The 20,955-nt window shown below is 72.3% G+C and carries 23 protein-coding genes and 2 pseudogenes; 13 read left to right on the top strand and 12 right to left on the bottom strand.

Annotated features, from left to right (window positions below; all coding sequences use genetic code 11):
• Window positions 1–343 precede the first annotated feature (343 nt).
• Window positions 344–1,281: pseudogene (locus tag ACWCYY_RS31570) on the bottom strand (IS5 family transposase).
• A gap of 15 nt (window positions 1,282–1,296) precedes the next feature.
• Window positions 1,297–1,488, bottom strand: a pseudogene (locus ACWCYY_RS31565) (Asp23/Gls24 family envelope stress response protein); the annotation flags it as partial.
• A 443-nt stretch (window positions 1,489–1,931) separates the two neighbouring features.
• On the opposite strand from ACWCYY_RS31565, the gene ACWCYY_RS31560 reads away from it, so the two are divergent.
• From ACWCYY_RS31560 to ACWCYY_RS31535, 6 genes are all read left to right on the top strand, one after another.
• Window positions 1,932–2,366 (top strand): Hsp20/alpha crystallin family protein, encoded by a 435-nt coding sequence (locus ACWCYY_RS31560; protein ID WP_345289885.1) that lies wholly within the window; start codon window positions 1,932–1,934, stop codon window positions 2,364–2,366.
• A gap of 123 nt (window positions 2,367–2,489) precedes the next feature.
• On the top strand, window positions 2,490–2,783 hold the full coding sequence (locus tag ACWCYY_RS31555) for an STAS domain-containing protein (protein WP_449797968.1): 294 nt from the start codon (window positions 2,490–2,492) through the stop codon (window positions 2,781–2,783).
• A 46-nt stretch (window positions 2,784–2,829) separates the two neighbouring features.
• On the top strand, window positions 2,830–3,234 hold the full coding sequence (locus ACWCYY_RS31550; protein ID WP_345289883.1) for a DUF2267 domain-containing protein: 405 nt from the start codon (window positions 2,830–2,832) through the stop codon (window positions 3,232–3,234).
• A gap of 34 nt (window positions 3,235–3,268) precedes the next feature.
• Window positions 3,269–3,667 (top strand): DUF2267 domain-containing protein, encoded by a 399-nt coding sequence (locus ACWCYY_RS31545; RefSeq protein ID WP_449797967.1) that lies wholly within the window; start codon window positions 3,269–3,271, stop codon window positions 3,665–3,667.
• A 52-nt stretch (window positions 3,668–3,719) separates the two neighbouring features.
• A complete protein-coding gene (locus tag ACWCYY_RS31540) occupies window positions 3,720–3,857 on the top strand; it encodes a hypothetical protein (RefSeq protein WP_449797966.1) in 138 nt (45 codons plus the stop codon).
• 1,348 nt (window positions 3,858–5,205) lie between these two features.
• Entirely contained in the window at window positions 5,206–5,487 is a 282-nt protein-coding gene (locus tag ACWCYY_RS31535; protein ID WP_345289901.1) for a helix-turn-helix domain-containing protein, read from the top strand.
• A 180-nt stretch (window positions 5,488–5,667) separates the two neighbouring features.
• Here the strand turns inward: ACWCYY_RS31535 and ACWCYY_RS31530 are convergent, their stop codons facing one another.
• The 3 genes from ACWCYY_RS31530 to ACWCYY_RS31520 all read right to left on the bottom strand — a co-directional run bounded on the left by ACWCYY_RS31530 (window position 5,668) and on the right by ACWCYY_RS31520 (window position 8,288).
• Window positions 5,668–6,045, bottom strand: coding sequence for a CBS domain-containing protein (locus ACWCYY_RS31530; protein WP_345289880.1), 378 nt, complete (start codon window positions 6,043–6,045; stop codon window positions 5,668–5,670).
• 119 nt (window positions 6,046–6,164) lie between these two features.
• On the bottom strand, window positions 6,165–7,715 hold the full coding sequence (locus tag ACWCYY_RS31525; RefSeq protein ID WP_449797965.1) for a DEAD/DEAH box helicase: 1,551 nt from the start codon (window positions 7,713–7,715) through the stop codon (window positions 6,165–6,167).
• 369 nt (window positions 7,716–8,084) lie between these two features.
• Window positions 8,085–8,288, bottom strand: coding sequence for a cold-shock protein (locus ACWCYY_RS31520; protein WP_280697877.1), 204 nt, complete (start codon window positions 8,286–8,288; stop codon window positions 8,085–8,087).
• 1,013 nt (window positions 8,289–9,301) lie between these two features.
• Here ACWCYY_RS31520 and ACWCYY_RS31515 point away from each other — a divergent pair.
• Together ACWCYY_RS31515 and ACWCYY_RS31510 are read left to right on the top strand one after the other, a co-directional pair.
• Window positions 9,302–9,667: a hypothetical protein gene (locus tag ACWCYY_RS31515; RefSeq protein ID WP_345289877.1), complete on the top strand. Its 366-nt coding sequence runs from the start codon at window positions 9,302–9,304 to the stop codon at window positions 9,665–9,667.
• Window positions 9,668–9,848: 181 nt separating this feature from the next.
• The gene (locus ACWCYY_RS31510; RefSeq protein WP_449797964.1) at window positions 9,849–10,514 is read left to right on the top strand and encodes a DUF5994 family protein; all 666 of its coding nucleotides are present in this window, start codon (window positions 9,849–9,851) and stop codon (window positions 10,512–10,514) included.
• 263 nt (window positions 10,515–10,777) lie between these two features.
• Here the strand turns inward: ACWCYY_RS31510 and ACWCYY_RS31505 are convergent, their stop codons facing one another.
• Entirely contained in the window at window positions 10,778–12,148 is a 1,371-nt protein-coding gene (locus tag ACWCYY_RS31505; protein WP_449797963.1) for a glycosyltransferase, read from the bottom strand.
• A 348-nt stretch (window positions 12,149–12,496) separates the two neighbouring features.
• Between ACWCYY_RS31505 and ACWCYY_RS31500 the strand changes: the two genes are divergently transcribed.
• Window positions 12,497–14,377 (top strand): glycosyltransferase, encoded by a 1,881-nt coding sequence (locus ACWCYY_RS31500; protein ID WP_449797962.1) that lies wholly within the window; start codon window positions 12,497–12,499, stop codon window positions 14,375–14,377.
• A 128-nt stretch (window positions 14,378–14,505) separates the two neighbouring features.
• On the opposite strand, the gene ACWCYY_RS31495 is transcribed toward ACWCYY_RS31500, so the two are convergent.
• The gene (locus ACWCYY_RS31495; RefSeq protein WP_449797961.1) at window positions 14,506–14,718 is read right to left on the bottom strand and encodes a hypothetical protein; all 213 of its coding nucleotides are present in this window, start codon (window positions 14,716–14,718) and stop codon (window positions 14,506–14,508) included.
• Window positions 14,693–15,376, bottom strand: coding sequence for a hypothetical protein (locus ACWCYY_RS31490; RefSeq protein WP_345289872.1), 684 nt, complete (start codon window positions 15,374–15,376; stop codon window positions 14,693–14,695). The genes ACWCYY_RS31495 and ACWCYY_RS31490 overlap by 26 nt, the downstream gene beginning before the upstream one ends.
• A gap of 114 nt (window positions 15,377–15,490) precedes the next feature.
• Here ACWCYY_RS31490 and ACWCYY_RS31485 point away from each other — a divergent pair, with 114 nt between their 5' ends.
• The 3 genes from ACWCYY_RS31485 (at window position 15,491) to ACWCYY_RS31475 (ending at window position 17,194) form a co-directional block, all read left to right on the top strand.
• Entirely contained in the window at window positions 15,491–15,925 is a 435-nt protein-coding gene (locus ACWCYY_RS31485; RefSeq protein WP_345289871.1) for an Hsp20/alpha crystallin family protein, read from the top strand.
• Window positions 15,926–16,284: 359 nt separating this feature from the next.
• The gene (locus ACWCYY_RS31480) at window positions 16,285–16,680 is read left to right on the top strand and encodes a DUF2267 domain-containing protein (RefSeq protein ID WP_345289870.1); all 396 of its coding nucleotides are present in this window, start codon (window positions 16,285–16,287) and stop codon (window positions 16,678–16,680) included.
• A gap of 52 nt (window positions 16,681–16,732) precedes the next feature.
• Window positions 16,733–17,194 carry a hypothetical protein gene (locus ACWCYY_RS31475; RefSeq protein WP_449797960.1) on the top strand — a complete coding sequence of 154 codons (462 nt, stop codon included), beginning with the start codon at window positions 16,733–16,735 and terminating at the stop codon, window positions 17,192–17,194.
• Between the two features lie 89 nt (window positions 17,195–17,283).
• On the opposite strand, the gene ACWCYY_RS31470 is transcribed toward ACWCYY_RS31475, so the two are convergent.
• The 4 genes from ACWCYY_RS31470 to ACWCYY_RS31455 form a co-directional block, all read right to left on the bottom strand.
• Window positions 17,284–17,442, bottom strand: coding sequence for a hypothetical protein (locus ACWCYY_RS31470; RefSeq protein WP_345289867.1), 159 nt, complete (start codon window positions 17,440–17,442; stop codon window positions 17,284–17,286).
• Window positions 17,443–17,476: 34 nt separating this feature from the next.
• Window positions 17,477–17,686 (bottom strand): CsbD family protein, encoded by a 210-nt coding sequence (locus ACWCYY_RS31465; protein ID WP_449797959.1) that lies wholly within the window; start codon window positions 17,684–17,686, stop codon window positions 17,477–17,479.
• A gap of 119 nt (window positions 17,687–17,805) precedes the next feature.
• A complete protein-coding gene (locus ACWCYY_RS31460) occupies window positions 17,806–18,057 on the bottom strand; it encodes a hypothetical protein (RefSeq protein WP_449797958.1) in 252 nt (83 codons plus the stop codon).
• Between the two features lie 171 nt (window positions 18,058–18,228).
• Window positions 18,229–18,771 carry a MarR family winged helix-turn-helix transcriptional regulator gene (locus ACWCYY_RS31455; RefSeq protein ID WP_449797957.1) on the bottom strand — a complete coding sequence of 181 codons (543 nt, stop codon included), beginning with the start codon at window positions 18,769–18,771 and terminating at the stop codon, window positions 18,229–18,231.
• Window positions 18,772–18,834: 63 nt separating this feature from the next.
• On the opposite strand from ACWCYY_RS31455, the gene ACWCYY_RS31450 reads away from it, so the two are divergent.
• Window positions 18,835–20,946 carry an MMPL family transporter gene (locus ACWCYY_RS31450; RefSeq protein WP_449797956.1) on the top strand — a complete coding sequence of 704 codons (2,112 nt, stop codon included), beginning with the start codon at window positions 18,835–18,837 and terminating at the stop codon, window positions 20,944–20,946.
• The last annotated feature ends 9 nt before the right edge of the window (window positions 20,947–20,955 follow it).

Here is a 20,955-nt window from a genome sequence, read left to right as displayed (position 1 = left end):
TGAACCCGGGAAGTGCTCGTTGCACTGGTTTCGAAGCTAGGAGCGAGCTGGTGCGATCTCCAAGGGTCTCGGAGAAGTCCCAGCTCAGCGCGGTATTACCGCTGGTATAGATCACGCCGGGAGCTGATTCGCGGTCACCGTCCGGCTCCCGGGCGGCCCGCAGCAGGGCGGATTCGTGGCCCCGGTCACATCCGGGCCGCTGTGAGCCCGGGCACACGGCCACCACAGCGCTGCCCTGCGGCCACGCTGCGCGTACGTCGCGCCCCGGATGCTCATCCGCCGTTTACGGCGGGGGTGTTGGCGGCCACAGAGATGAGCGCGGCGTTAGGCACTGTCCTGGCGATCACGAGCGGAGCCAGATCAGCAGCGCCGCGGCGGTCACAGTGCCGAGGTAGACGTAGGCGCGCTTGTCGTATCTGGTCGCGACCGCGTGGAAGTTCTTCAGCTTGTTGATGGCCCGCTCAACGGTGTTGCGTTTCTCGTAGCGCTCCTTGTCGAAGCCGGGTGGTCGGCCACCGACGCGTCCGCGCCGGATGCGGCCGGCCGCCTGGTCGGCCTTCTCCGGGATGACGTGGCGGATCCCGCGTCTGCGCAGGTAGGCGCGGGTTTGGCGGTTGCTGTAGCCCTTGTCGGCGCTGACGCTGTCGGGTGTCGTGCGGGGTCGGCCGGTGGCCAGGCGGGGCACTCTGATCCGGGCCATGACGGCCTCGAACTGTGTGCAGTCGGCCTGCTGACCGGGTGTCAGGACCAGTGACAGGACCCGGCATCGGCCGTCCGCGCTCAGGTGGACCTTGGTCGTGAACCCGCCGCGTGAGCGGCCGAGCGCCTCACCTCCCGCACCACCTCCACCAGCAGGGCGACCAGGTCCGCCCGGATCCGAGCGGACCTGACCGCTTGAGCGGAGCCCCCCTTGACTCTCGAGGACGGAGGAGGTGGTGCGTGCCGGGCGTCGGCCGCATGCTGATGCGCGCGGACCGAGGTGGAGTCCACCGAGACGTCCCAGTCGATGTCCCCTGCCGCGTCCGCCTCGGCCTGCACCCGTTGGAGCAGCCGCTCCCAGGTGCCGTCCGCCGACCAGCGGCGATGCCGCTCGTGAACGGTCTTCCACGGCCCGTACCGTTCCGGCAGGTCACGCCACTGCACACCGGTGCGGATCCGGTACAGAACCCCGTTCACCACCTGCCGGTGATTCCGCCACCGGCCACAACGCCCGTTGCTCACCGGCAGGAGCGGCTCGAGCCGCTCCCACTGAGCATCCGTCAGATCACCCCTATGTCCCACAGTCCTATCAACGACTCAACTGATCGACAGGACACTGCCTAGCGGACACGGGTGGGGGGCGTCTTCGTCGTCCTCGTCGGGCAGGTGGACGTCGACCACGTTGATGTTCACCTCGACGACCTGAAGACCCGTCATGCGCTACACCGCGCCGACCACTTCCTCCCGGACCTCGGCGGCGATCTCGGCGATCGACACGCCGTACTCCACCACCAGGCTCCTCGGTTCCCACGTCATCGCCCGGGTCGGCCGCCGAGGCGGGTGGGGGAGGGCCTGAGCGCCGTCCGCTGCGAGCCGCGGTGGGCCGGCTTCCCAGTCGACGAGTTCGGCGCGTAGCTCGCGAAGGAGCAGGGGCGCGGTCAGAGCGGCCTCGGGCCCGCTCGACGATCCGCTGCCCGAGTCGGCGAATGCCCGGGAGCGGGCGGTGCGGACGGTGTCGTGTATGGCGGCCGGGGTCAGGGCCGTGGCGGCGGTGAGGAAGGAGAGGGGCTCGTCGGGGCCAGTGGTACCTGTGGGAGGGGTGGGTGGCGTCGCGCCTCAGGTGTCACCTTCTAGGTGACATGGCTGTTTGTCATCGAATGGATGACATGCTACAAAAGTCTCAGGTGAAGCGCACTGGCTGCCCAAGCCCGACCACCTGGAGGTGTTTTCCGATGCTGATGCGCACCGACCCCTTCCGTGAGCTGGACCGGCTCACCCAGCAGTTCATCAACTCGACCGGCACCTGGTCGCGTCCGACCCCGATGCCGTTGGACGCCTACCGTGCCGGTGACGAGTACGTGATCTGCTTCGACCTGCCCGGGGTGGACCCGGGAGCGATCGACATCGACGTCGAGCGCAACATGCTGACCGTCAAGGCCGAGCGCCGTCCCCGCCGTGAGGGCGAGGGCGTGAAGTGGGAGCTCGCCGAGCGCCCGCTCGGCGTCTTCTCGCGGCAGATCATGCTCTCCGACACCCTCGACCCCGAGGGGATCAGCGCCGACTACGACGCCGGCGTGCTCACCCTGAAGATCCCGGTCGCGGAGAAGGCCAAGCCCCGCAAGATCACCATCGGTCACAGCGCCGGCCGCAAGCAGATCCGGGCCTAGCCTCCGAAGCTGTTCCGCGCCGCCTCAATTCCCCCTGGGGGCGGCGCGGAACACCCCTCAACTCACGCCTCCCTGACCAGACGTGAACGGCCGCGGCCACGGCCCGGCAGAGGGAGAAGAGCGATGCCGCAGCGCACTTCCGCGCCCGCACTGCTGAGGTCCGGTGGCGAGATCGACCTCGCCACCGCCCCCGCACTGCGCCGCGCCCTGACCGACGCCCTGCGTGAGCACCACGTCGTCGTGCTCGACCTCTCGCAGGTCACCTTCATGGACTGTGTCGGCCTCGGCGCGCTGGTCGCGGCCGCGGGCGACGCTCACCGGCAGGGAAGGCGGCTCGTCCTGCGCGCGCCGGCAGCCCGCGTGAGCCGGCTGCTGCGTCTGACCGGCACCGACCGGACCCTGGCGGTCGAGCCCTGACCGGGCCGACTCCTCAACCGCCCCTGAATACCCAGCAGGAGAGGTCATGACCCTGCGATGGAGCGCGTTCTTGGACGAGGTCCGAGTACGCGGCGAATACGACACCCCCGAGGAGGCCGAGCGCGCCGCCCGGGTCGTGATGGGCCTGCTCGGCGCCCACCTGGCGGGCGAGGTCCGCGCCCACCTGGCCGCCCGGCTGCCGGTCACCCTGACCCTGGTGCTGCTGAATCCGCTGCAGGCGGTCGAGCCGCTCACCCCCGAGCGGTTCGTGCGCGCCACCGCCGCCTGGATCGAGGGCGCCACCGAAGCCACCGCCCTGTGGGACGTCGGCGCGGTGCTCAGCACCGTCGCCGACGCCGCCGGCGACCAGCTCACCGAACGCGTCCTGCTCCAACTCCCGCCCGGCTACGACCTGCTCTTTGGCCGGCCCCAGCCCGGTCACCGCCCCTGACCGCTCCGTCCGCCGTTCCAGGAGGGCCACCGCCATGAACCGGCACCGCCACCTCATCGAGCAGATCCGCGCCAACGGCCGCTATCCCACCAGCCAGGAAGCCGAGAGCGTCCTCGCGGCCGTCCTGAGTGTTCTCGGCGGCCAGCTCACAGGCGACGAACGCAGCGCGCTGGCAGCGGTCCTGCCCGAGTGCGACCGCGCTCTGTTCGTTTCCCAGATCCCCATTCCCGAGGCGGTCACCGGGGCCGGCTTCGTCGAAGTCGTCGCCCGCACCCTGGGCACCACCCACGCCACCGCCCGCTGGGACACCTCCTCGGTCCTGGCCGCCCTCGCCGACCTCGCCGGTGACCGGCTCACTGACCGCGTCCTCGCCCACCTGCCGAGCGGCTACGCGCTGCTGTTCGGCAGGGCCGACCTCGCGGCCGCGGCCTGAGCCCCTGCCTCTGCCGCCGCCCGGCGGGCGCCGGGCGGCGGCAGAGGACGTCGTGGAGCACGCGGTGCCCGCGCTGATGGAGAACCCGGAGTGCATCGCTGTCCTGGACGCGCTGGATGCCGACGGCGACGGCAAGTGCACGGTCGGAGACCTGCAGCGGGGCCCTGGACTGACGCTCCCCGAGTGCTGAGCCCCGGCCGTCTACCGGGAGCGCCGCGGCCTGCCGCGCCCACGCCCGCGCTGGCCCGCGCCGAGGGCGGAGCTGAGTGCGGGCAGGTCGGCGAGGGTGGCCTGTTCTGCGAAGCGTGCCAGGAGCCGGCGCAGCGTCCGTTCGTCGTGGTCGTGGACGGCCTCAGCGAGGGCGGCCAGCAGGGACTCACCCGTATGGGGGCGGGCATGCGTCCTGCCGGCCTGCCCCTGGCCTCCTCCACCGTTCACCCTCCCGCGCATTGTCCCAGCTCACGTGAGGCGCCTTCCGCCCCGCACGCGGGCCGAAGACTATCTCCCACCCGAACACCGAAAAATCTATGCTGGCCGGAGTAGACATTGGCACGGGGCGTGGTTAGTGTTTCTCTCGTAGCCAGAAGTCAGAAAGGCCCGCCAGGCACGAACTGGCGGGAGCAGTAAGGAAGTTCGCAAGTCTCGGCACGGTTGTGGGGTTCTGGAGCCAGGGTTGGTGCAGTACGGCGACAGGACCGGCGGCCGGGCCGGGCAGCCCGCAGTGATCAGGGGCTGCCACCAGCGGTACCGCAGTTGGTGGAGAAGCAGTACGGGCAGTACTGAGCTGCACGCCGGGCAGGTGGGTGTGCTGCAGGAGATGCGGTACGGCAGCGGAGTTCCGGAGCCACGGCAGGTGCAGGACGGTGACGGGACTGGCAGCCGTACCAGGTGGCCCGCAGTGATCAGGGGCCACCGGAAGGCGGTACCGCGGCAAGCGCAGGTGCAGTCGATTCGCAGTCACCAGTGGTTGCAGGAGGCAGGATCTCAGCAAAGGCGCCGGACTGCGGGCGCGCGTGCTGGGAAGTCCGTGCAGTGGGGTTCCAAGCCGAGCAGGACATGTAGGACGGGCGACGGGGCTGGCTGCCGGACGAGGTGGTGGGCCGGGATGGCCACCACAGCAGTACAGGCAGGTACGCAGTATCAGCAGGTGGCAGTACAGCAGTTCGCAGGATGTCAGTTGACGCACAGGAAGAACGGAGGGCGCTAGCACCATCAGGATCGCCCGGCCCGTGAGATGAGCAGTCCTCGTCCGGGCGGACACCGCAGACCCCTCAGCTACGAAGGACGGTGGTTTCCGGTCACGCATACGCGATCCCCGCAGTCATCCTCTTCGGAGGAGCCGCGGACACAAGGACCGGCCCAGGGCCGGTAGATGGTGAAGTTCCCCTTCGGGGCCCCGGAGCCGCAATGGCGCCGGGGCCCCTCCACGCGTTCCCGAACAGGTAACAGAGAGAGGTGCAGTGACCACGACCACCAACCGGCCGGACACCCCCGACAGCGTCAGTTCCTTCGACGACGACGACTACCCCGCCTACACCATGGGCCGCGCCGCCGCGATGACCGGCACCACCGCCGGCTTCCTACGCTCCCTCGGCGAACAGGGCCTCATCACCCCACTGCGCTCCGACGGCGGACACCGCCGCTTCTCCCGCTACCAACTGCGGCTCGCGATGCGCGCCCGCGACCTCGTCGACCAAGGCACCGCCATCGACGCCGCCTGCCGCATCATCATCCTCGAGGACCAGCTCGAAGAAGCCCTGCGCATCAACGAACAACTCCGCCGAGCCCAGCACGGCCAGGAACCCGACGCCGACACCTGACCCACCTGACGATCCAGCGAGACCGGCCCGCGGTGAGCGACACGTGCCCACCGCCGGCCGCGCAGAACTCCATCTGCCGCACCGCCCCGGGTGACGCCGCTGCCCGCAGGAAGCTGCTGGAGCGGGCGTAGCGCCCGGGGGCAAGGCGGAGGCTGTCGGCGGGTGGTGGCGGGGGTGGGTTCAGAGGCTGAGGAGGCCGATGGCGTGGCCGTCGTGGTCGACGACCGGCCACACGGTCAGGCCCCGGGCGCGCATGGCGGCGGCTGCGGTGGTGGCGGGCATGTCGGCGGCGGCGAAAGGGCCTTGGCCGAGGACGAGGTCGCGTACCGGGGTCCGTGCGGCGGACCTGGAGCCGGCCCGGAAGGGGGCGAGGTGGGCGCGGGTCAGCAGGCCCGCGCAGCGGCCCTCGTCGTCGCGGACCAGCAGGTGGTCGGCGCCGGAGCCGTGCAGGATGTGGATCGCGACGTCGATCATGACGTCGTCGCTGATCTGAAGCTCGGGGCCGGTCATCAGGTCGCGGACCGTGGTGGTGGCGGGACGTTCGAGGGCGACGGTCATGGGCGGACTCCTTGGTGGTCGCTTCCGCCGGGGGCCGGCGGCGTGGGGGTGCTGACGGCGGCGTGTTCCGCCGGGGCGGGCCCGCACCGCTGGGTGGCGGTCGGGCCCGTCACCGGGACCTAGGCGGCGAGGGTGACGCGTCGGGGCGCCCGGCGGCGGCCGGAGGAGCCCTGGCCGACGCGTCCCGCGGTGGTCGCGCCGGCGGCGCCGACGGCTTGGGTGGGGCGCCTGCGCCGGTTGCGGCTCTTGGCCGCGCTGCGGCTCGGACGCTCGACGGCGGGGACGGCGATCACGGTGGGGATGCCGGTGGGCACCCGGGCGCCGGTGATGCGGGCCAGGTCCTCGTCGCCTGCGCTGACCCGGGTGGTGACGGGGGTGATGGCGGCGGTGGTCATCATCCGGTCCATCGCGCGGCGCTGGTTGGGCAGCACCAGGGTGACGACGGTGCCGGACTCGCCGGCCCGGGCGGTGCGCCCGCCGCGGTGGAGGTAGTCCTTGTGGTCGGTGGGCGGGTCGAGGTTGACGACCAGGTCGAGGCCGTCGATGTGGATGCCGCGGGCGGCGACGTTGGTGGCGATCAGCGCGGTCACCGCTCCGGTGCGGAACTGCTCCAGGGTGCGGGTGCGCTGCGGTTGGGACTTGCCGCCGTGCAGGGCTGCGGCCTTGACGCCGTTGGCGAGGAGGTCCCGGACCAGGCGGTCCGCGCCGTGCTTGGTGTCGGCGAACATGATCACCCCGCCGTCGCGCGAGGCGATGTGGGCGATGGTGGCGTCCTTGTCGTGGCGCTGGACGTGCAGCACGTGGTGCTCCATGGTGCTGACCGCCCCGGCCGAGGGGTCCACCGAGTGGGTGACCGGGTCCTTGAGGAAGCGCCGCACCAGGCGGTCGACGTTGCGGTCCAGCGTGGCGGAGAACAGCATGGTCTGGCCGCCCTCGGCGACCTGGTCGAGGAGCTCGGTGACCTGCGGTAGGAAGCCCATGTCGGCCATCTGGTCCGCCTCGTCCAGCACCGTGACCGCGACCCGGTCCAGCCGGCAGTCGCCTCGCTGGATCAGGTCCTTGAGCCGGCCCGGGGTGGCCACCACCACCTCCGCGCCGTGCCTCAGGGCGTGGGCCTGGCGGCCGATCGACATCCCGCCCACCACGGCCGCCATCCGCAGCCGCACCGCGTGGGCGAACGGGGTCAGCGCCTCGGTCACCTGCTGCGCCAGTTCACGGGTGGGCACCAGGACCAGCGCGAGCGGACGGCGCGGCTCGGCCCGCGCCCCGGCGGTGCGGGCCAGCACGGCGAGACCGAACGCGATGGTCTTGCCGGACCCGGTGCGGCCCCGGCCGAGCACGTCACGTCCTGCCAGTGAGTTCGGGAGGGTGGCGGCCTGGATCGGGAACGGGGCCGTGACGCCCTGGGCGGTCAGCACCGACAGCAGGGCCTTCGGCAGCGCCAGGTCCTCGAAGGCCTCCACCGGCGGCAGCGGCGGAGTGGTGCTCACCGGCATCGCGAACTCCCCGTGCACGAGGACACCCTGACGGCCCGTCGGGCCGGATGGACGCCGGCCCGCGCCGGAGGGCCGGTCGCCGTAGAAGGAGCTGCCGCCGGAGCGGGAGGAGGCCGAGGTCCGGGAGTCGGCGTTCTGGTACGGGGAGCGGCTGGAGCGGCTGGAGTGGCTCATGCGGGAGACCTTCCTGGGGCGGCACGTCGCGCGGCGGCTCCGCAGCGCGAGGCGCCGGCTGGAGACCGTGGGGAACGGACCGAACGTGTGGGGCGGGGCGTGGACGGTGAGACCGTGCGGCACGTCACCTCAGGCCGGCGCTCACCGCGCAGGGCGGGAGCAGCGATCCTCGAGCCGTGAGATGTCACGGCATGGCGGCGATCCGGACGCGGCGCTGTTCGTCTCGCGTGGGGAGGCCGCCGGTGGCGGAGCCAGGAGGCCGAAGCGGCCGGGGGCTGTACGTGGTGGAGCAATGCCGAAGGGCCCGCACCGGGCAACGTGTACGCGGTGCGGGCCCCTCGCTGCTGGGCGGGTGCCGTGGCAGATGTACTACAGCGGGCGAATGTTCTCGGCCTGCGGGCCCTTCTGGCCCTGCGTGACGTCGAACTCGACCTTCTGGCCCTCGAGCAGCTCACGGAAGCCGTTGGCGTTGATGTTCGAGTAGTGGGCGAAGACGTCAGCGCCGCCACCGTCCTGCTCGATGAAGCCGAAGCCCTTTTCCGAGTTGAACCACTTCACAGTGCCATTAGCCATAAAGAAATCTCCTTCAAGGGGCTGTCCGGAGCGTGCACCGTGCTCGCTCCGAGTCGCCGCGATGAGCACCCACCCGGGGAAGAGCCGGGAAACAGAAAATGCGCCTGCGATACATCAGCAGGCGCACACAAAGTTCATGGGAACCACTACTGCAACTAAGGCGACTGTAGCAGGGTCAGACCCCCAGCGGGCGGAATTTCCACCCCTGGTTTCGCGCCTGCCCTTCACGCGCCCTGTCGACCGCAAGGTCACAGGGCCTTCAACATGCCACGCCAGAAGGATGGTTGGGCGTGCATCGCACCTCATGCGCGTGCCGGCTACCTGTCCGCCCTGCAGGGCGAATCACCCGACCGCCGGACACCGCCGCATCCAGAGGGGCGACGCGAAGTCCACCGGAACCGCCGCCGATCATGGCGGGGCGGTGCGCACGAAATTTCCGCCGCAGTCCGCAGGGAGATTTCACGAAGAGGGCACGTGCCCACGATCTTCGGCGCGTGCTGCAAGAAACGCCGAACTATGCAGCAGTGCGCTGCGTCCTGCCCGCCAGCCCCTCGAAGGCCCGGATAGAAGCGCCACCACGACCAGTACGGCCTCGGCCGTGCCATCGGGGTCGCAGGCGGTGGCGACATCGCGGTGCTCGTCGACTTCGGATCGCGCCGCGAACGCATCACTCCACCCTCTGTCGAGATGTCCGAACTCCGAGGCAGGAGGCGTCAGGTCGTCCGCTGTGAACACCGCAGCCCGTACCGTGCATCGAGTGGACGGTGCGGGCCGACGCGCTCTCCGGGGCATGCGGCATGCCGCCATCGAGTCCATCTGCGCGGTGCTCTCCCGCCAGGGGTCGGCCCCACCCTCCAGGCCCGCCGTCCCGCCGACGCCGCCGGGCGGACCGAGTCCAGTGGCATCTGCGGACCGCCACCGCGTAGGGCCGGACGCGTGTCCGGCGAAGGCACCCGTCGGGTTCGCCGCCCAGAGCTGTGGGGACACGGACGCGATGTTCTATCCTGTCCGCCATGTCGAACCCAGACAGGCTGCTCGTCGACATCGCCGCGATGGTGGAGTCCGAGCACAGCAACCAGATGTCCCTGACCGTGGTGGTTCCCGGAGCTGTGATCACCGGCAGGCTCGCACCGGTGACCCTGTGGTGGGAACGTGTGGCGGAGGTCCTCCAGGCGTCGGAGCACCTGAAGCCGTTCGCCGCCCTCTTCGCACCGTCCGCCGACGGCCCGCCCGTACAGCCCACCCACCTCCACCTCCACCGGGCGAAGATCCTTCAGGGTGACTTCGCGCTGCCTCACACCGGCGGCATGTACCGCATCGCCATCGAGGACATCAGCAGCTGGACCATCGGCGACCTCGGCTACTCCGACGCCCCGTAGCCGCAGCAGGCCGGCCGAGAGGCCCCGATCCGCGGACCCGCCGCGGTGCGAGTGGCCGGCCCGCGCCGACGGGCGCGACGCTCGCACCGCGGTCTCCGCTGGGCCCTCGGCCTCGTCCTTCACCGTGGCAGCGGCCGAGGCCCGGCAGAGAGTAGCCTGGGCATCACCGAAGGCACTTCGCATGCCGGCACCGGACACTGGCGTCGTCTCCGGCGAACGGCTATCCCGGAGTCGGCCTCGAGCCGGGTTCGGAGACAGGTCTTCGGTCATGACTGCTCTACCCGATCGTGCGACGACGTCTGCCATTCCAGAGTCCCGTCTGCGGCTGTCCATGGCGCCGATCGGCGTGAGGGCCGGACGGCTGGACGGGGCCTGGTGGCCCCGGTCTCGTGACCTTCTTCTCGAGCTCCCTTCCCTGGCAGCCGAGATCGACAAGCGGTGGGGCCGGATCACCCGGATCACCGTGAACCCCGCACAGTGGCCCCTCGTCCCGCGGCGGATCCCGGTCGCGGGCCACACCGTCCACGCGGGCTGGTTCACCGCCGAGCAGGACGAGCACACGATCATGGTCTGCTCGTACGCACCCCGCCGGCTGAACCTCCTCGTCGTCCCGCCGCAGACGGATGCCGCCGTCGCCACCCGGCTGATGGCCGAGGCCGCCGACCCTGCGAGCACCAGGACCGCGAGCGAGCTGCTCGCGGCGGCGCGGGCCGCGGACGGGGCGGGGGCGGACGCCCGTGCCGACTTCCTGCCGTCGGCGGACGCGCCCCCCGACGGCATTGGCGAGGACGACCGGCGAGCCGCTCCCGTCCGGGGCCGGGCCACCTCCTGGCCGGCACCCGCGTAGGTCGACCCCGCCACCCCGCGAGAGCAGCTCGCAGACCTCAGCGAGGACGAGGACGAAGGCCTCGGCGACTCGGAGGAGCGGGATGACGATCACACCGATGAGCACAGCGGGCGCTACCGTCAACGCTTCACCCAGCTGGTGCTCGACGCCGCAACCGCCTCGAACACCTCAGGCTCGGCCGGTGCCACCGCAGTTGCGCAGGACCACCTAGGGCCTACCGTGCACGCGATCGGCGCCGGCGCGCAGTACCCGCTTCCCCTCGCTCAACTGACCGACCGTGGGCGCCTCGGCCGGTCGTCCATCACGCCGAGCAGTCGCCGCGCGGAGTTCCGAGGACCTGCCGCGAGGACGTCCTCGGCTACGGTCCGGTTCGACTCCAAGCCACCGGTCAGCAGGTGCGCCAGGGCCGTGCCGATCGTGACCACGCTTGCGCCGTTGGGGTCGAGTACGAGCCCGAGGCCGGAGCGTTCGACGTCGTGGGCGATCGCGAACTGGTCGCTGGAGAACGGGAGGACGAGCGCGGGCACACCCGCTGCGAGGCACTCGGTGAAGGAGTTGTTGCCGCCGTGGTGGACCATGGCGGCGCAGTGGCCGAGGAGGGCCTGCTGCGGGACGGTGTCGGCGAGGTGGAGCCGTGCCGTGGAGGCCGCGGCGAGGACCGGGCTCCGGGAGAGTTCGGGCACCCGGTCGCCGGCCGCGACGATCACGGACGCGTCGGTGTGGGTCAGCACCGCTTCGGCGACGGCGGTGAGGACGTCGTGGCGGGCGGACAGGAACGTACCGAAGGCGACCAGCACCACGGGCCGACCGCCCGAGGCCAGCCTGGCGACGACGGCCTGCCAGGTCTCGTCCAGTCCCGGTCGGGGGAGCGTCTCGGTGCAGTGGCCCGCGTAGATCGCGGCGGGCCCGGCGGGAGCGGCCGGCAGGTCCGGCAGGCGCGGGTAGTTGAAGACGACGGCCCGTGAGGAGCAGAGCGCGAAAGCTCGCTCCACCTCGGGCAGGTGGGGTGCGTGCCTGTCGGCGACCTCACGGAACGCGGCGGTGAAGGCCCGGTCGTTGTCCTCCGCTGCTGTTCGCAGCACCTCGATGTCCTCGAGAGGCGGGCGCAGAGCCGCGGGCCAGGCCCAGGGGAGCCCGAAGTAGGCGTTTGGCCGGGTCGGGAGGTAGCTGGGGTGGCCGGGGCAGAACGTCGCGTAGGGCAGTTCGAGGCAGTGCATGGCCAGGGTCACGGGGTAGCTGAGCTGGTCGACCAGGTACCAGTCCGGTGCGAGCCGTCGGTCCGTCGCGCGTACGGCCTCCAGGACGAGGTCGGGGTCGGGGAGCATGTCCGCCGCCCGGTGACGCGCCTGGGTGAGCAGCGTGGGGATCGCCCCGTCGCGGGTCGCGTCGAGGAACTCCCGCAGCCGGGCGCTCTCCGACCCTGCCTGCACGGTCCGCTCGGCGACACCGGTGTTGGCATTGCGGGTGACGGTGAGCTCGGCGAAGCCCAGGCCGTGCCGGTCGGCCAGGTCGGCGAAGGCCGGTGCGCACGCCAGGGTCACCTCGGCGCCCTCCTCGCGCAGGGCCGCGCCGAGGACGCTCAGGGGCGCGGCGTGCGAGCGGAACGGGGGGCTGACCACGACGACTCGGGGCACGTCATCCTCCAGGCTCGGCGGCATCGGCGACGCCCGGTGGATCGACCGGGCGTGCCGCTCCCGATCGTGGCACGTGGAGACGGGCGTGCACACACCGCCGGACCCGGTCCCATCCTTTCGGCCCGGCGGCGTCGAAGGGGAGGTGATGGCCGACGACGGAAGGACGTCCCCATGGCGCACCACCCGTTCGCCCCTGTGCGAGGGAACAGGCCGGCCGAACCCGATGCGCTCGCCGCATGGCGCCTCCACCACGCGGATCCGGCAGCGGAGGAACCGCCCGGAGACGACCTCCTGGCGCTTCTCGCACGGGCCGAGTACGGCCACCGCCCCAGTCCGGAGGGCGAGGGGGTGCTGCCACCGGAGGACCTCCTGACGGCGCAGTTGCGGCGCGTCGCCCGGGCCGGGGTTCCGGCCGATCCGTGGTGGCTGGTGCAGGTGTCGCGCGGGGGAGCGCTGCAGCGCAGCGCGCTGGCGCAGGCCTGGGACGTGACGGTGCGGTCGGGGCTCGGCGGTGAGGCCGCGGCCGCACTGCGCAGCCGCCTCCTGTCCGGCCCGCCCGCGCCGGAGTGGGCTCACCTGCTCGATCTGGCCGAGTCGCACGGCCTGTCGCCCCTGACCGCGGCGGAGTGCGCGGCGGCGGCCCACAGCCGTGACCGGCCGGTCCGGCAGGCCGCTTGGCGGTACCTGTCGGGCCTGCGGGACGGCGCGGCCGTGCTGCCCGAACGGAGCCGTACCCCGGCCGACCGCCACGAGGCGCTGCTGCTCTCCGCGGCCTGGCACCGGTCCGCGCCCGGTCACCCCGCCGGGGAGGAGTTCCGCCGCGCCGTCGAGGGGCTGCCCGCCGTGCGACCGGCGGGGACGGTGGTGGCCCAGAGCATGATGCTCGGCCGCCTGGAGGAGCCGGGTGCGGGCCCGAGCGGCGGGATGAGCGTCCTGGTGCGTGCGCTCGGCGACGCACTGACCGCCACGGGCCGGATCGCGCGGGTCCTGACCCTGGCCACCGCGGGCGGCGGCGACCTGTCCCAGGGGCTGGTGAGCCGCCTGGGCCCGGAGCACTGGCTCCTGCGGATCCCGGTGCCCGGGGCCGCGGCCGATCCGGGCAGCGGGCCCGAGGCGCGGGCCGCCCTGGCCTGGTGGACCACTCGCCTGCTGGCACTTGAGGGCGCGCGCCCCGGGGTCGTGCACGCCCGCTTCGCCGACGACGCCTCGCTGGCCGTCGCGGACGCGGCCCGGCGCAGCGGGGCGCGCTTCGCGTTCACCGTCACCCCCGATCCGCACCGGACGATGGGGGAGCGGCACCGGGGCGTCGGGAAGGCGCCGTGCACGGAGCCCGCGGCGGCCCTGCGCGCCGACCTGCACCGGGTCTTCGCCGCCGACCTGCTCGCCGAGCGCTGCGATCTGCTGGTCACCATTCCCGGGCCCGAAGGGGGCCGGGAGTTGATGACCCACTACCCGCACCTCGTGCGTGCCCGCGGCGCCCGGCCGGTGGTCTCACCGCCGGAGGGCATTCCCCCGTTCGTCCCGGCCGACGGGGACGGGGACCTCGGCGAGCAATTTCTGCGCAGGCTCTTCGGCGGGGCCGGGGGCGAGGGTGGGCTCGGCCCGGAGGCCCGCGGCAGGCGGCTGTTCCTGACGGTGGGGCGGCTGCACCCGGTCAAGCAGCAGGACCGGTTGGTCGAGGCGTGGATCGAGGCCGGCCTGCACCACCGGACCGCCCTGCTGCTGGTGGGCGGATCGGCCCGTTCGGGCACCGCGGTGGAACGGGAGATGCGCGAACGCATCGCCAAGCTGCTCTCGGCGCACCCTGCCGCCCGGCGCACCCTGGCGTGCTGGCCGGCGCTGCCCAACCGTCAGGTGCGGGTGCTGGAGCGGACGTTGGCCGGAGCGCGGGGCGAGGGGACGTGCGTCTACGTGTGCCCGAGCGCCAAGGAGGAGTTCGGCCTGGCCGTCCTGGAGGCGATGGACGCGGGGCTGCCCGTGGCGGGGCCGCAGCGCGGCGGCGTCCCGCACTACGTCGAGGACGGGGTCAACGGCTTCCTGCTGCCCACGCACTCGACCTCCGCCCTCGCCGGACGACTGGCCGAGCTCGCCGTGACGCCGCCCCAGGCGTTGGCCCGCGTCGCCGCAGCCGGAGCGGCGACGGTGCGCGAGCGGTACTCGGTCGCGGGAATGGCGAGCGAGCTCGCGCACGCGTACGAGCGCCTGGATGTGGAGTCGCCGCGCCGGTGACGGTGTCGTCGGCGCGGCTGCAGCGGTGAGGTGCGTCGATCGCCGGCCTCGTCGCTTGCGCGCTGCGCGCTGACCGTCCGTCAGCCGGCCGGTCGGGCTGGGCAGTGCGCGCCCGGTGTGGTGGGTGGTCACGGGCCCGGGAGACGCGGACCGGACGGGGGCCACTGGCCGGCGATCTGTCGCCGCAGGGCTGCGAGGCGTGCGGCGTGGGCGTCGAGAGAGGCGAGGGCGTGGTCGGTCTCGGCCTGGACGTGAGCTCGCAGGTCGTCGAGCCGTCGTGCGAGCTGGTTCCAGCGGTCGCGCTGGTCGCGCGTGTCAGGAGCGTCGTCGGTTGCTGTCATGGCGCAGTCGGTCGGTGTGGTGGGCGAGGTCGGCGAGGCGGGTGGCGAGGTCGGGGTGGGCCGTGCCCAGGTGAGGTTCCAGATCGGCCAGGGGAGCGAGGAGGTCGGCCGAGTCGGCGGCCGCCAGCGCGGTGCGTAGGTCGCTCTGGGCTCGGTGTGCCTCGCGGGGCAGATCGGTGAGGGCGGTGAGGTGGGCGGCGAGGACGCGCAGGTCGGCTGCGTTGGTGCGGGCCCAGTCGCTGACGGTGCGGTCGGCGGCGCGGCGGTCGCGCGTGGCCTTGACGCGTTCGGCGCCGGTGGAGTGATCGCTGCGCGTTCCGGGTCGTAGGCGCAGGTAACGGTTCTCTGCCGCCTGGCGACTGGCGACGCCCATCGGCGGGGCCAGGTCGGCCCAGGTCGCGCCGGCGGTCCGGGCGGTCTCCACGAGGCCGGCTTCCCAGCCCGCGAGTTCGGTGCGCAGTTCACGCAGCAGGAGGAGGGCGGCCAGGGCGGGTTCGGGCCCGGTCTCCGGTGCGGGGTGCGGGGCGGGGGGAGCCGGTGCGTGGGCGGTGCGGACGGCGTCGTCTATGGCGGCCAGAGCCGCCGCGGCGGCGATGAAGGAGGCCGGTCCGCCGGGGGACCTCGCGCCCTTCGGGCTGGGGGCCGGTGTCTCGTGCATGGATGTCACTTTCTTGGCGACGGTGCTTTTTGTCATCGGACGGATGACATGTTAGAACAGTTCCAGGTGAAGCGCACTGGCTGCCCAAGCCCGACCACCTGGAGGTGTTTTCCGATGCTGATGCGCACCGACCCCTTCCGCGAGCTGGACCGGCTCACCCAGCAGTTCATCAACTCGACCGGCACCTGGTCGCGTCCGACCCCGATGCCGCTGGACGCCTACCGTGCCGGTGACGAGTACGTGATCTGCTTCGACCTGCCCGGGGTGGACCCGGGAGCGATCGACATCGACGTCGAGCGCAACATGCTGACCGTCAAGGCCGAGCGCCGTCCCCGCCGTGAGGGCGAGGGCGTGAAGTGGGAGCTCGCCGAGCGCCCGCTCGGCGTCTTCTCGCGGCAGATCATGCTCTCCGACACCCTCGACCCCGAGGGGATCAGCGCCGACTACGACGCCGGCGTGCTCACCCTGAAGATCCCGGTCGCGGAGAAGGCCAAGCCCCGCAAGATCGCCATCAACAGCAGCGCGAGCCCCAAGCAGATCCGGGCCTAGCCTCCGAAGCTGTTCCGCGCCGCCTCGATTCCCCCCCCCCGGGGGCGGTGCGGAACACCCCTCGGCCGGGTCGTCACGCTCGACCTCGCACGCGCATGGCCGGCGCCGTGCACCAGCGCGGCGAGTTGACCCGAGCGCGCCCGTACGTCGGCCCCGGCGCTGGGCGGCAGGATCGGCGGCCGCCCCGACGGGCAACGGATTCCGAGGAACAGCGGGAGGGACCATGCCCCTGCGGTGGAGCGCGTTCCTGGACGAGGTCCGAGTGCGTGGCGCATCGGCCGTCCCGGACCGTCCCACCGGCCCTGACCCCATCCACCAACGAGCCGCCCCGTCACGGCCACTACCGGAGAGAGCTCGCCATGACCAGGCACCGCCGCCTCATCCAGCGGATTCGCGTCACCGGCCGGTACCCCAGCGACCAGGAAGCCGAGAGCGCCCTCGCGGCCGTCCTGAGTGTTCTCGGCGGCCAGCTCACCGGTGACGAACGCTGCGCGCTCGCCGCCGCCCTGCCCGAAAGCGACCGCGCGCAGTTCGCGGCCCGGATTCCGCTGCCCGAACCCGTCGCCGGCCCCGCGTTCGTCGAATCCGTCGCCCGCATCCTCAACACCACCGTCGCCAGCGCCCGTTGGGACGCCTCCGCCGTCCTCTCGGCTCTGACCGACCTCGCCGGGGACCAGCTCACCGACCGCCTCCTGGCCCAGCTGCCCGGCGGCTACGCGCTGCTCTTCGGCCGCGCCGACCTGGCCGCCGCCTGAGCGAACCCGCTCGTGCAAGACGCCCCCGAGACCCGAAACCGGAGCCGCGATCGTGACTCCCGCCGAACTCCAGCGCCTCCTGCTCACCCACCTGCCGGCGATCGAGGGGGTGGAGTCGGCCAGGGCCTGGCCGGGGCGGACCTTCGGGTTGGTGGTCAGGCTCGGCGGGGCGGGGGCGGTGTTCTGGATGATCACCGGCGCATCCGGCACCGCCCCGCCCCGCAAGGACGCCGAGCGGCTGCCCCCGCAGCCGACGCCCGCGCTCGCGGGACCAAGGGTGGCGACCGCCCAGGTGGAACAGGCGCTGCTGACGGCCCTGGCCGCCGGGGACACCGACGACCAGGTCATCCGCGCCGACCGCTACAGCACCCGCCCCGCTCCGCCCGCCGTCCGCTACGGCTTCACCGCCGACTGCGCGGACGGCTGGCGCCTGTTCGTCGCCTGCGTCGGCACCGCCGGGCGGGGCGAGGACCTCACCGCCGAGCGCCACTTCCACCCCGCCCAGGAGGTCTAGCGGACGAAGGGTGACGACGGCGGCCGTGGGGTCCGGAACCACACTGTGGTTCCGGACCCCACGGCCGGGAGGAGCCAGTGGACGCCGAGTCAGCGTCGCGAGCGGCGGCCGAGTTCGGCGCCGCCGAGTACCAGTGCCAGTACGAAGATCACCGCGCCGATCACCAGGAGCCAGAGCATCCCCTTGATCAGCGCACCCGCGAAGCCCAGGACCACGGCCACCAGGATGAGGAACAGGATCAGCGCCATGTGCCCACCTCCCTCGGCGACGTGACCGCCCGGGTCACCGGTCGAACACGCCCTTGATCTTGTCGATGCCTTCCTGCACCTTGTCCTTCGCCTCGTCGACGGCCTGTTTCACCTTCGACTCGGCCTGATCGGCCTGGCCCTCGGCCTTGAGCCGGTCGTCCCCGCTCACCTCGCCCGCCTTCTCCTTGGCCGTACCAAGGACCTCCTGGGCCTTGTGCTGCACCTTGTCGGACATCTCGCTCATGGCCGTACCTTTCCTTGGGAATCGGTGACGCCTCGCCGTGAAGGCGTGAACACCGAGCGTCACACACTGGCTGTTCGTCCGCGACCCGGCATCCGTGCCGTGCCGGTGCGGACGGTGGGCTAGCTGCCGAGAGGGGTCTTCGCGGCGGCATGCGGCTCCTCGTAGGTGGCCAGGGCCAGGCCGAGGCCGAAGAAGGTGGGCGCCCACTCGCCGACGAAGATGCCCCAACGGTCGGCCCTCTCCACGCCCGCGTTCTCCGCCTTCATCGACACGACCCAGCTCAGGAGGGACAGGCCGACTGAGCCGAGCGCCGCGGTGTAGGCGTGTTCGCTGGTGAGGCCGATCTCGTGGAGCTTGCGGACGACAGACATGGCGATCACTCCGTTCTTCGAGGGAATCTCCCGAGTTCAGGGTGTGCGCTGCGCCGGAGACGGGTCAGTTGCATCGCTTCCGCACTGCATCGGGTGCGCGAGCCGGACGGTGCGGAGCATCCGGTCCGGGGGTGCGGCGCCGGCCGCGTCCCCATGCACGTCGCGGACCGATCAGCTCGTCGCGTCGTCCTGATCCGCGTCGAGGTAGGCGCGGTAGGCGGCGGCGACGTTGGCGAGGTAGTGGAGGGCGCCTGCTCGTTCGCGCTCGCCGAGGCCGTCGGCCGCCCGGTGCAGGAGTGCCAGGAGCGGCGCCAGTTCGCCCATCACGTGGCCGAGGCCGCTGGGTGTCGCGTCCAGGACCTGGCGTCTGCCATCGCTGGGGTGGGAGGTGCGGCTGAGGTGGCCCTCGGCGACGAGGCGGTTGACCGACTGGGTACCCGCGGCGCTGGTGACGCCCAGGCGCCGGGCCAGCTCGGCCGGCCCGATCGGAGCTCCGGCCGAGGACGCCATCACCACGTGTTCGACGGCTTCGACGTTGGTCAGCGGCATTCCCAGGCGCTCGGCCAGGGTGGTCCGGGCCAGTTGCGTGAGGGTGAGCACCTCGCGCAACGCGCCGGACAGGTCGTCCGCCCCTTCGCCGCCTGGCGGGCTTGGCGGGGTAGCGCTGGTGCGATCCGGATCGCCGTCGGCTCCGAAGACGGGGTGTTGCGCCATGGTCGCCATTCTGACACGGTGAAAGTAGCTAAGTAACTTAACTATCCTGTGAGGGTCCATCCCGTGTTCCCGCGTCCATCCGGCTCACTCCAGCGGCCAGCCCCTCCCCGATTCCCGGCCCGGCCGCGCACCAGCGCCTGGCTCGTACTCCTGCTCACCCTGCTCGGACTCGCCGCCGCCTTCGCACTCGGCCCCGCCGACGCCACCACCACCGAGGCCACCGGCACCGGCCTTCCCGCCGAGTCCCAGTCCGCCCGGGCCGCGGCCATCGTCAAGACCCTCCCCTCCGGCGCTGCGGCACCCGCCATCGTCGTCTACAGCAACACCGACTCCGGCCCCCTGACGGACACTCAGCAGGCCTGGATCGGCGCACGCGCCGAGGCGCTCGGCAAGCTCGGCCTGGCCCCCGACGCAGCCCGACCGGAAACCGTCCAGGGCAAGGTCGCCACCGTCGCCGTCCTGCTGCGCACCGACGCGGGCGACGAGCAGAACACCCAGGCCGTCGACCGGATCCGCGAGCTCGCCTCCGCCGACCTCCCCGCTCCCCTGAAAGCCGAGGTGACCGGGGCGCCGGCCTTCAGGGCCGACGTCGCGCAGATCTTCGCCGGAGCCGACACCAACCTCCTGCTCGCCACGGCCGCGGTCGTCGCCGTGCTCCTGCTGGTCACCTACCGCAGCCCGATCCTCTGGCTGGTCCCCCTGCTGGTGGTGGGAGCCGGAGACCGCGTGGCGGGAATCCTGGTCGGCGCCCTCGCACCGCACGCGGGCGTGGACGTCGACGCCTCGGCCGCCGGGATCCTGTCCGTCCTGGTCTTCGGCGCGGGCACCGACTACGCACTCCTGCTGGTCTCCCGCTACCGGGACGAACTCCACCTCACCGAGGACCGGTTCACCGCGATGGCCCGGGCGTGGCGCGGCACCGCGCCAGCCGTGCTCGCCAGCGGCACCACCGTCGTGCTCAGCCTGCTGACCCTCCTCGCGGCCGAGCTCACCGGCAACCGCGGCCTGGGCTTCGCCGGGGCCGTCGGCATCGTCACGGCCGTCTTCTTCGGCCTCGTCGTCCTGCCCGCCGCCCTCGTCCTGCCGGGACGCTGGCTGTTCTGGCCGCTCGTCCCCAAGGTCGGAGAACCGCTCACCGCCGACCGCAACGGCCTGTGGTCACGCATCGGGGCCGCCGTCGCCGAGCGCCCCGCCCGGACAGCCGTCGCCGGCACCGCGGTGCTGCTCGCCCTCGCCGCCGGAGCACTCGGAGTGCAGACCGGCCTCTCCCAGGCCGACGCCTTCCGCAAGACCCCCGACGCCGTCCTCGGCCAGCGCACCCTCGCCGCCGTCCAGCCCGCCGGCACCGCAGCACCCCTGACCGTCATCGCCGACCCGGCCGCCGCGGACCAGGTCATCACAGCGGCGCGCTCCGTACCCGGCGTCGCCTCCGTCACCCCCGCCGCCACCACCGACCGCTACGCCACCGCCCAAGCGGTCCTCACCGCCGAACCCGGCACCGGCGAGTCCGACCGCACCATCGAGCGCCTGCGCTCAGCCCTCGCCCAACTGCCCGCCGCCAACGCCCTCGTCGGCGGAGAGACCGCCGAAGCCTTCGACACCGCACGCGCCAACGAGCACGACACCCGCACCGTCGTCCCCCTGGTCCTCGGCATCGTCCTTCTCGTCCTCGCGGTACTGCTCCGCGCGATCGTGGCGCCCCTGCTGCTCATCGCCACCGTCATCGCCTCCTACTTCGCCGCACTCGGCGCCAGCTGGATCCTCTTCCGCACCGTCTACGACTTCCCCGCCCTGGACACCAACGTCCCGCTGCTCTCCTTCCTCTTCCTCGTCGCGCTCGGCGTCGACTACAACATCTTCCTCATCGCCCGCACCCGCGAGGACACCCTCGGCGGCCACGACACCCGAAGCGCCGTCCTGCGGGCCCTGGCATCCACCGGCGGGGTCATCACCAGCGCCGGCATCCTGCTGGCCGCGGTCTTCGCCGTCCTCGGAGTCCTTCCCCTGATCACGCTCACCCAGATCGGCGTCATCGTCGGCGTCGGCGTACTCCTCGACACCCTCCTGGTCCGCACCGTCCTGGTGCCCGCCCTCGTCCTGCTGACCGGGCGTCACTTCTGGTGGCCGAGCCGCCCCGAAACCCCGGCCCCCAGCATCCCGCAACCACCACACTGACCGACCACT

This window comes from Kitasatospora sp. NPDC001664, from assembly GCF_053596675.1.
Note: the sequence above shows the minus strand (reverse complement) of the source record. Positions and strands in the feature narration are given on the sequence as shown.

Bases quoted from the DNA above. Each gene is read 5' to 3' on its own strand.
- ACWCYY_RS31560 (WP_345289885.1), top strand. From the start codon at position 1,932: ATGCTGATGCGCACCGACCCCTTCCGTGAGCTGGACCGGCTCACCCAG.
- ACWCYY_RS31555 (WP_449797968.1), top strand. From the start codon at position 2,490: ATGCCGCAGCGCACTTCCGCGCCCGCACTGCTGAGGTCCGGTGGCGAG.
- ACWCYY_RS31550 (WP_345289883.1), top strand. From the start codon at position 2,830: ATGACCCTGCGATGGAGCGCGTTCTTGGACGAGGTCCGAGTACGCGGC.
- ACWCYY_RS31545 (WP_449797967.1), top strand. From the start codon at position 3,269: ATGAACCGGCACCGCCACCTCATCGAGCAGATCCGCGCCAACGGCCGC.
- ACWCYY_RS31535 (WP_345289901.1), top strand. From the start codon at position 5,206: ATGGGCCGCGCCGCCGCGATGACCGGCACCACCGCCGGCTTCCTACGC.
- ACWCYY_RS31530 (WP_345289880.1), bottom strand. From the start codon at position 6,045: ATGACCGTCGCCCTCGAACGTCCCGCCACCACCACGGTCCGCGACCTG.
- ACWCYY_RS31525 (WP_449797965.1), bottom strand. From the start codon at position 7,715: ATGAGCCACTCCAGCCGCTCCAGCCGCTCCCCGTACCAGAACGCCGAC.
- ACWCYY_RS31520 (WP_280697877.1), bottom strand. From the start codon at position 8,288: ATGGCTAATGGCACTGTGAAGTGGTTCAACTCGGAAAAGGGCTTCGGC.
- ACWCYY_RS31515 (WP_345289877.1), top strand. From the start codon at position 9,302: ATGTCGAACCCAGACAGGCTGCTCGTCGACATCGCCGCGATGGTGGAG.
- ACWCYY_RS31510 (WP_449797964.1), top strand. From the start codon at position 9,849: ATGCCGGCACCGGACACTGGCGTCGTCTCCGGCGAACGGCTATCCCGG.
- ACWCYY_RS31495 (WP_449797961.1), bottom strand. From the start codon at position 14,718: ATGACAGCAACCGACGACGCTCCTGACACGCGCGACCAGCGCGACCGC.
- ACWCYY_RS31490 (WP_345289872.1), bottom strand. From the start codon at position 15,376: ATGCACGAGACACCGGCCCCCAGCCCGAAGGGCGCGAGGTCCCCCGGC.
- ACWCYY_RS31485 (WP_345289871.1), top strand. From the start codon at position 15,491: ATGCTGATGCGCACCGACCCCTTCCGCGAGCTGGACCGGCTCACCCAG.
- ACWCYY_RS31480 (WP_345289870.1), top strand. From the start codon at position 16,285: ATGACCAGGCACCGCCGCCTCATCCAGCGGATTCGCGTCACCGGCCGG.
- ACWCYY_RS31470 (WP_345289867.1), bottom strand. From the start codon at position 17,442: ATGGCGCTGATCCTGTTCCTCATCCTGGTGGCCGTGGTCCTGGGCTTC.
- ACWCYY_RS31465 (WP_449797959.1), bottom strand. From the start codon at position 17,686: ATGAGCGAGATGTCCGACAAGGTGCAGCACAAGGCCCAGGAGGTCCTT.
- ACWCYY_RS31460 (WP_449797958.1), bottom strand. From the start codon at position 18,057: ATGTCTGTCGTCCGCAAGCTCCACGAGATCGGCCTCACCAGCGAACAC.
- ACWCYY_RS31455 (WP_449797957.1), bottom strand. From the start codon at position 18,771: ATGGCGCAACACCCCGTCTTCGGAGCCGACGGCGATCCGGATCGCACC.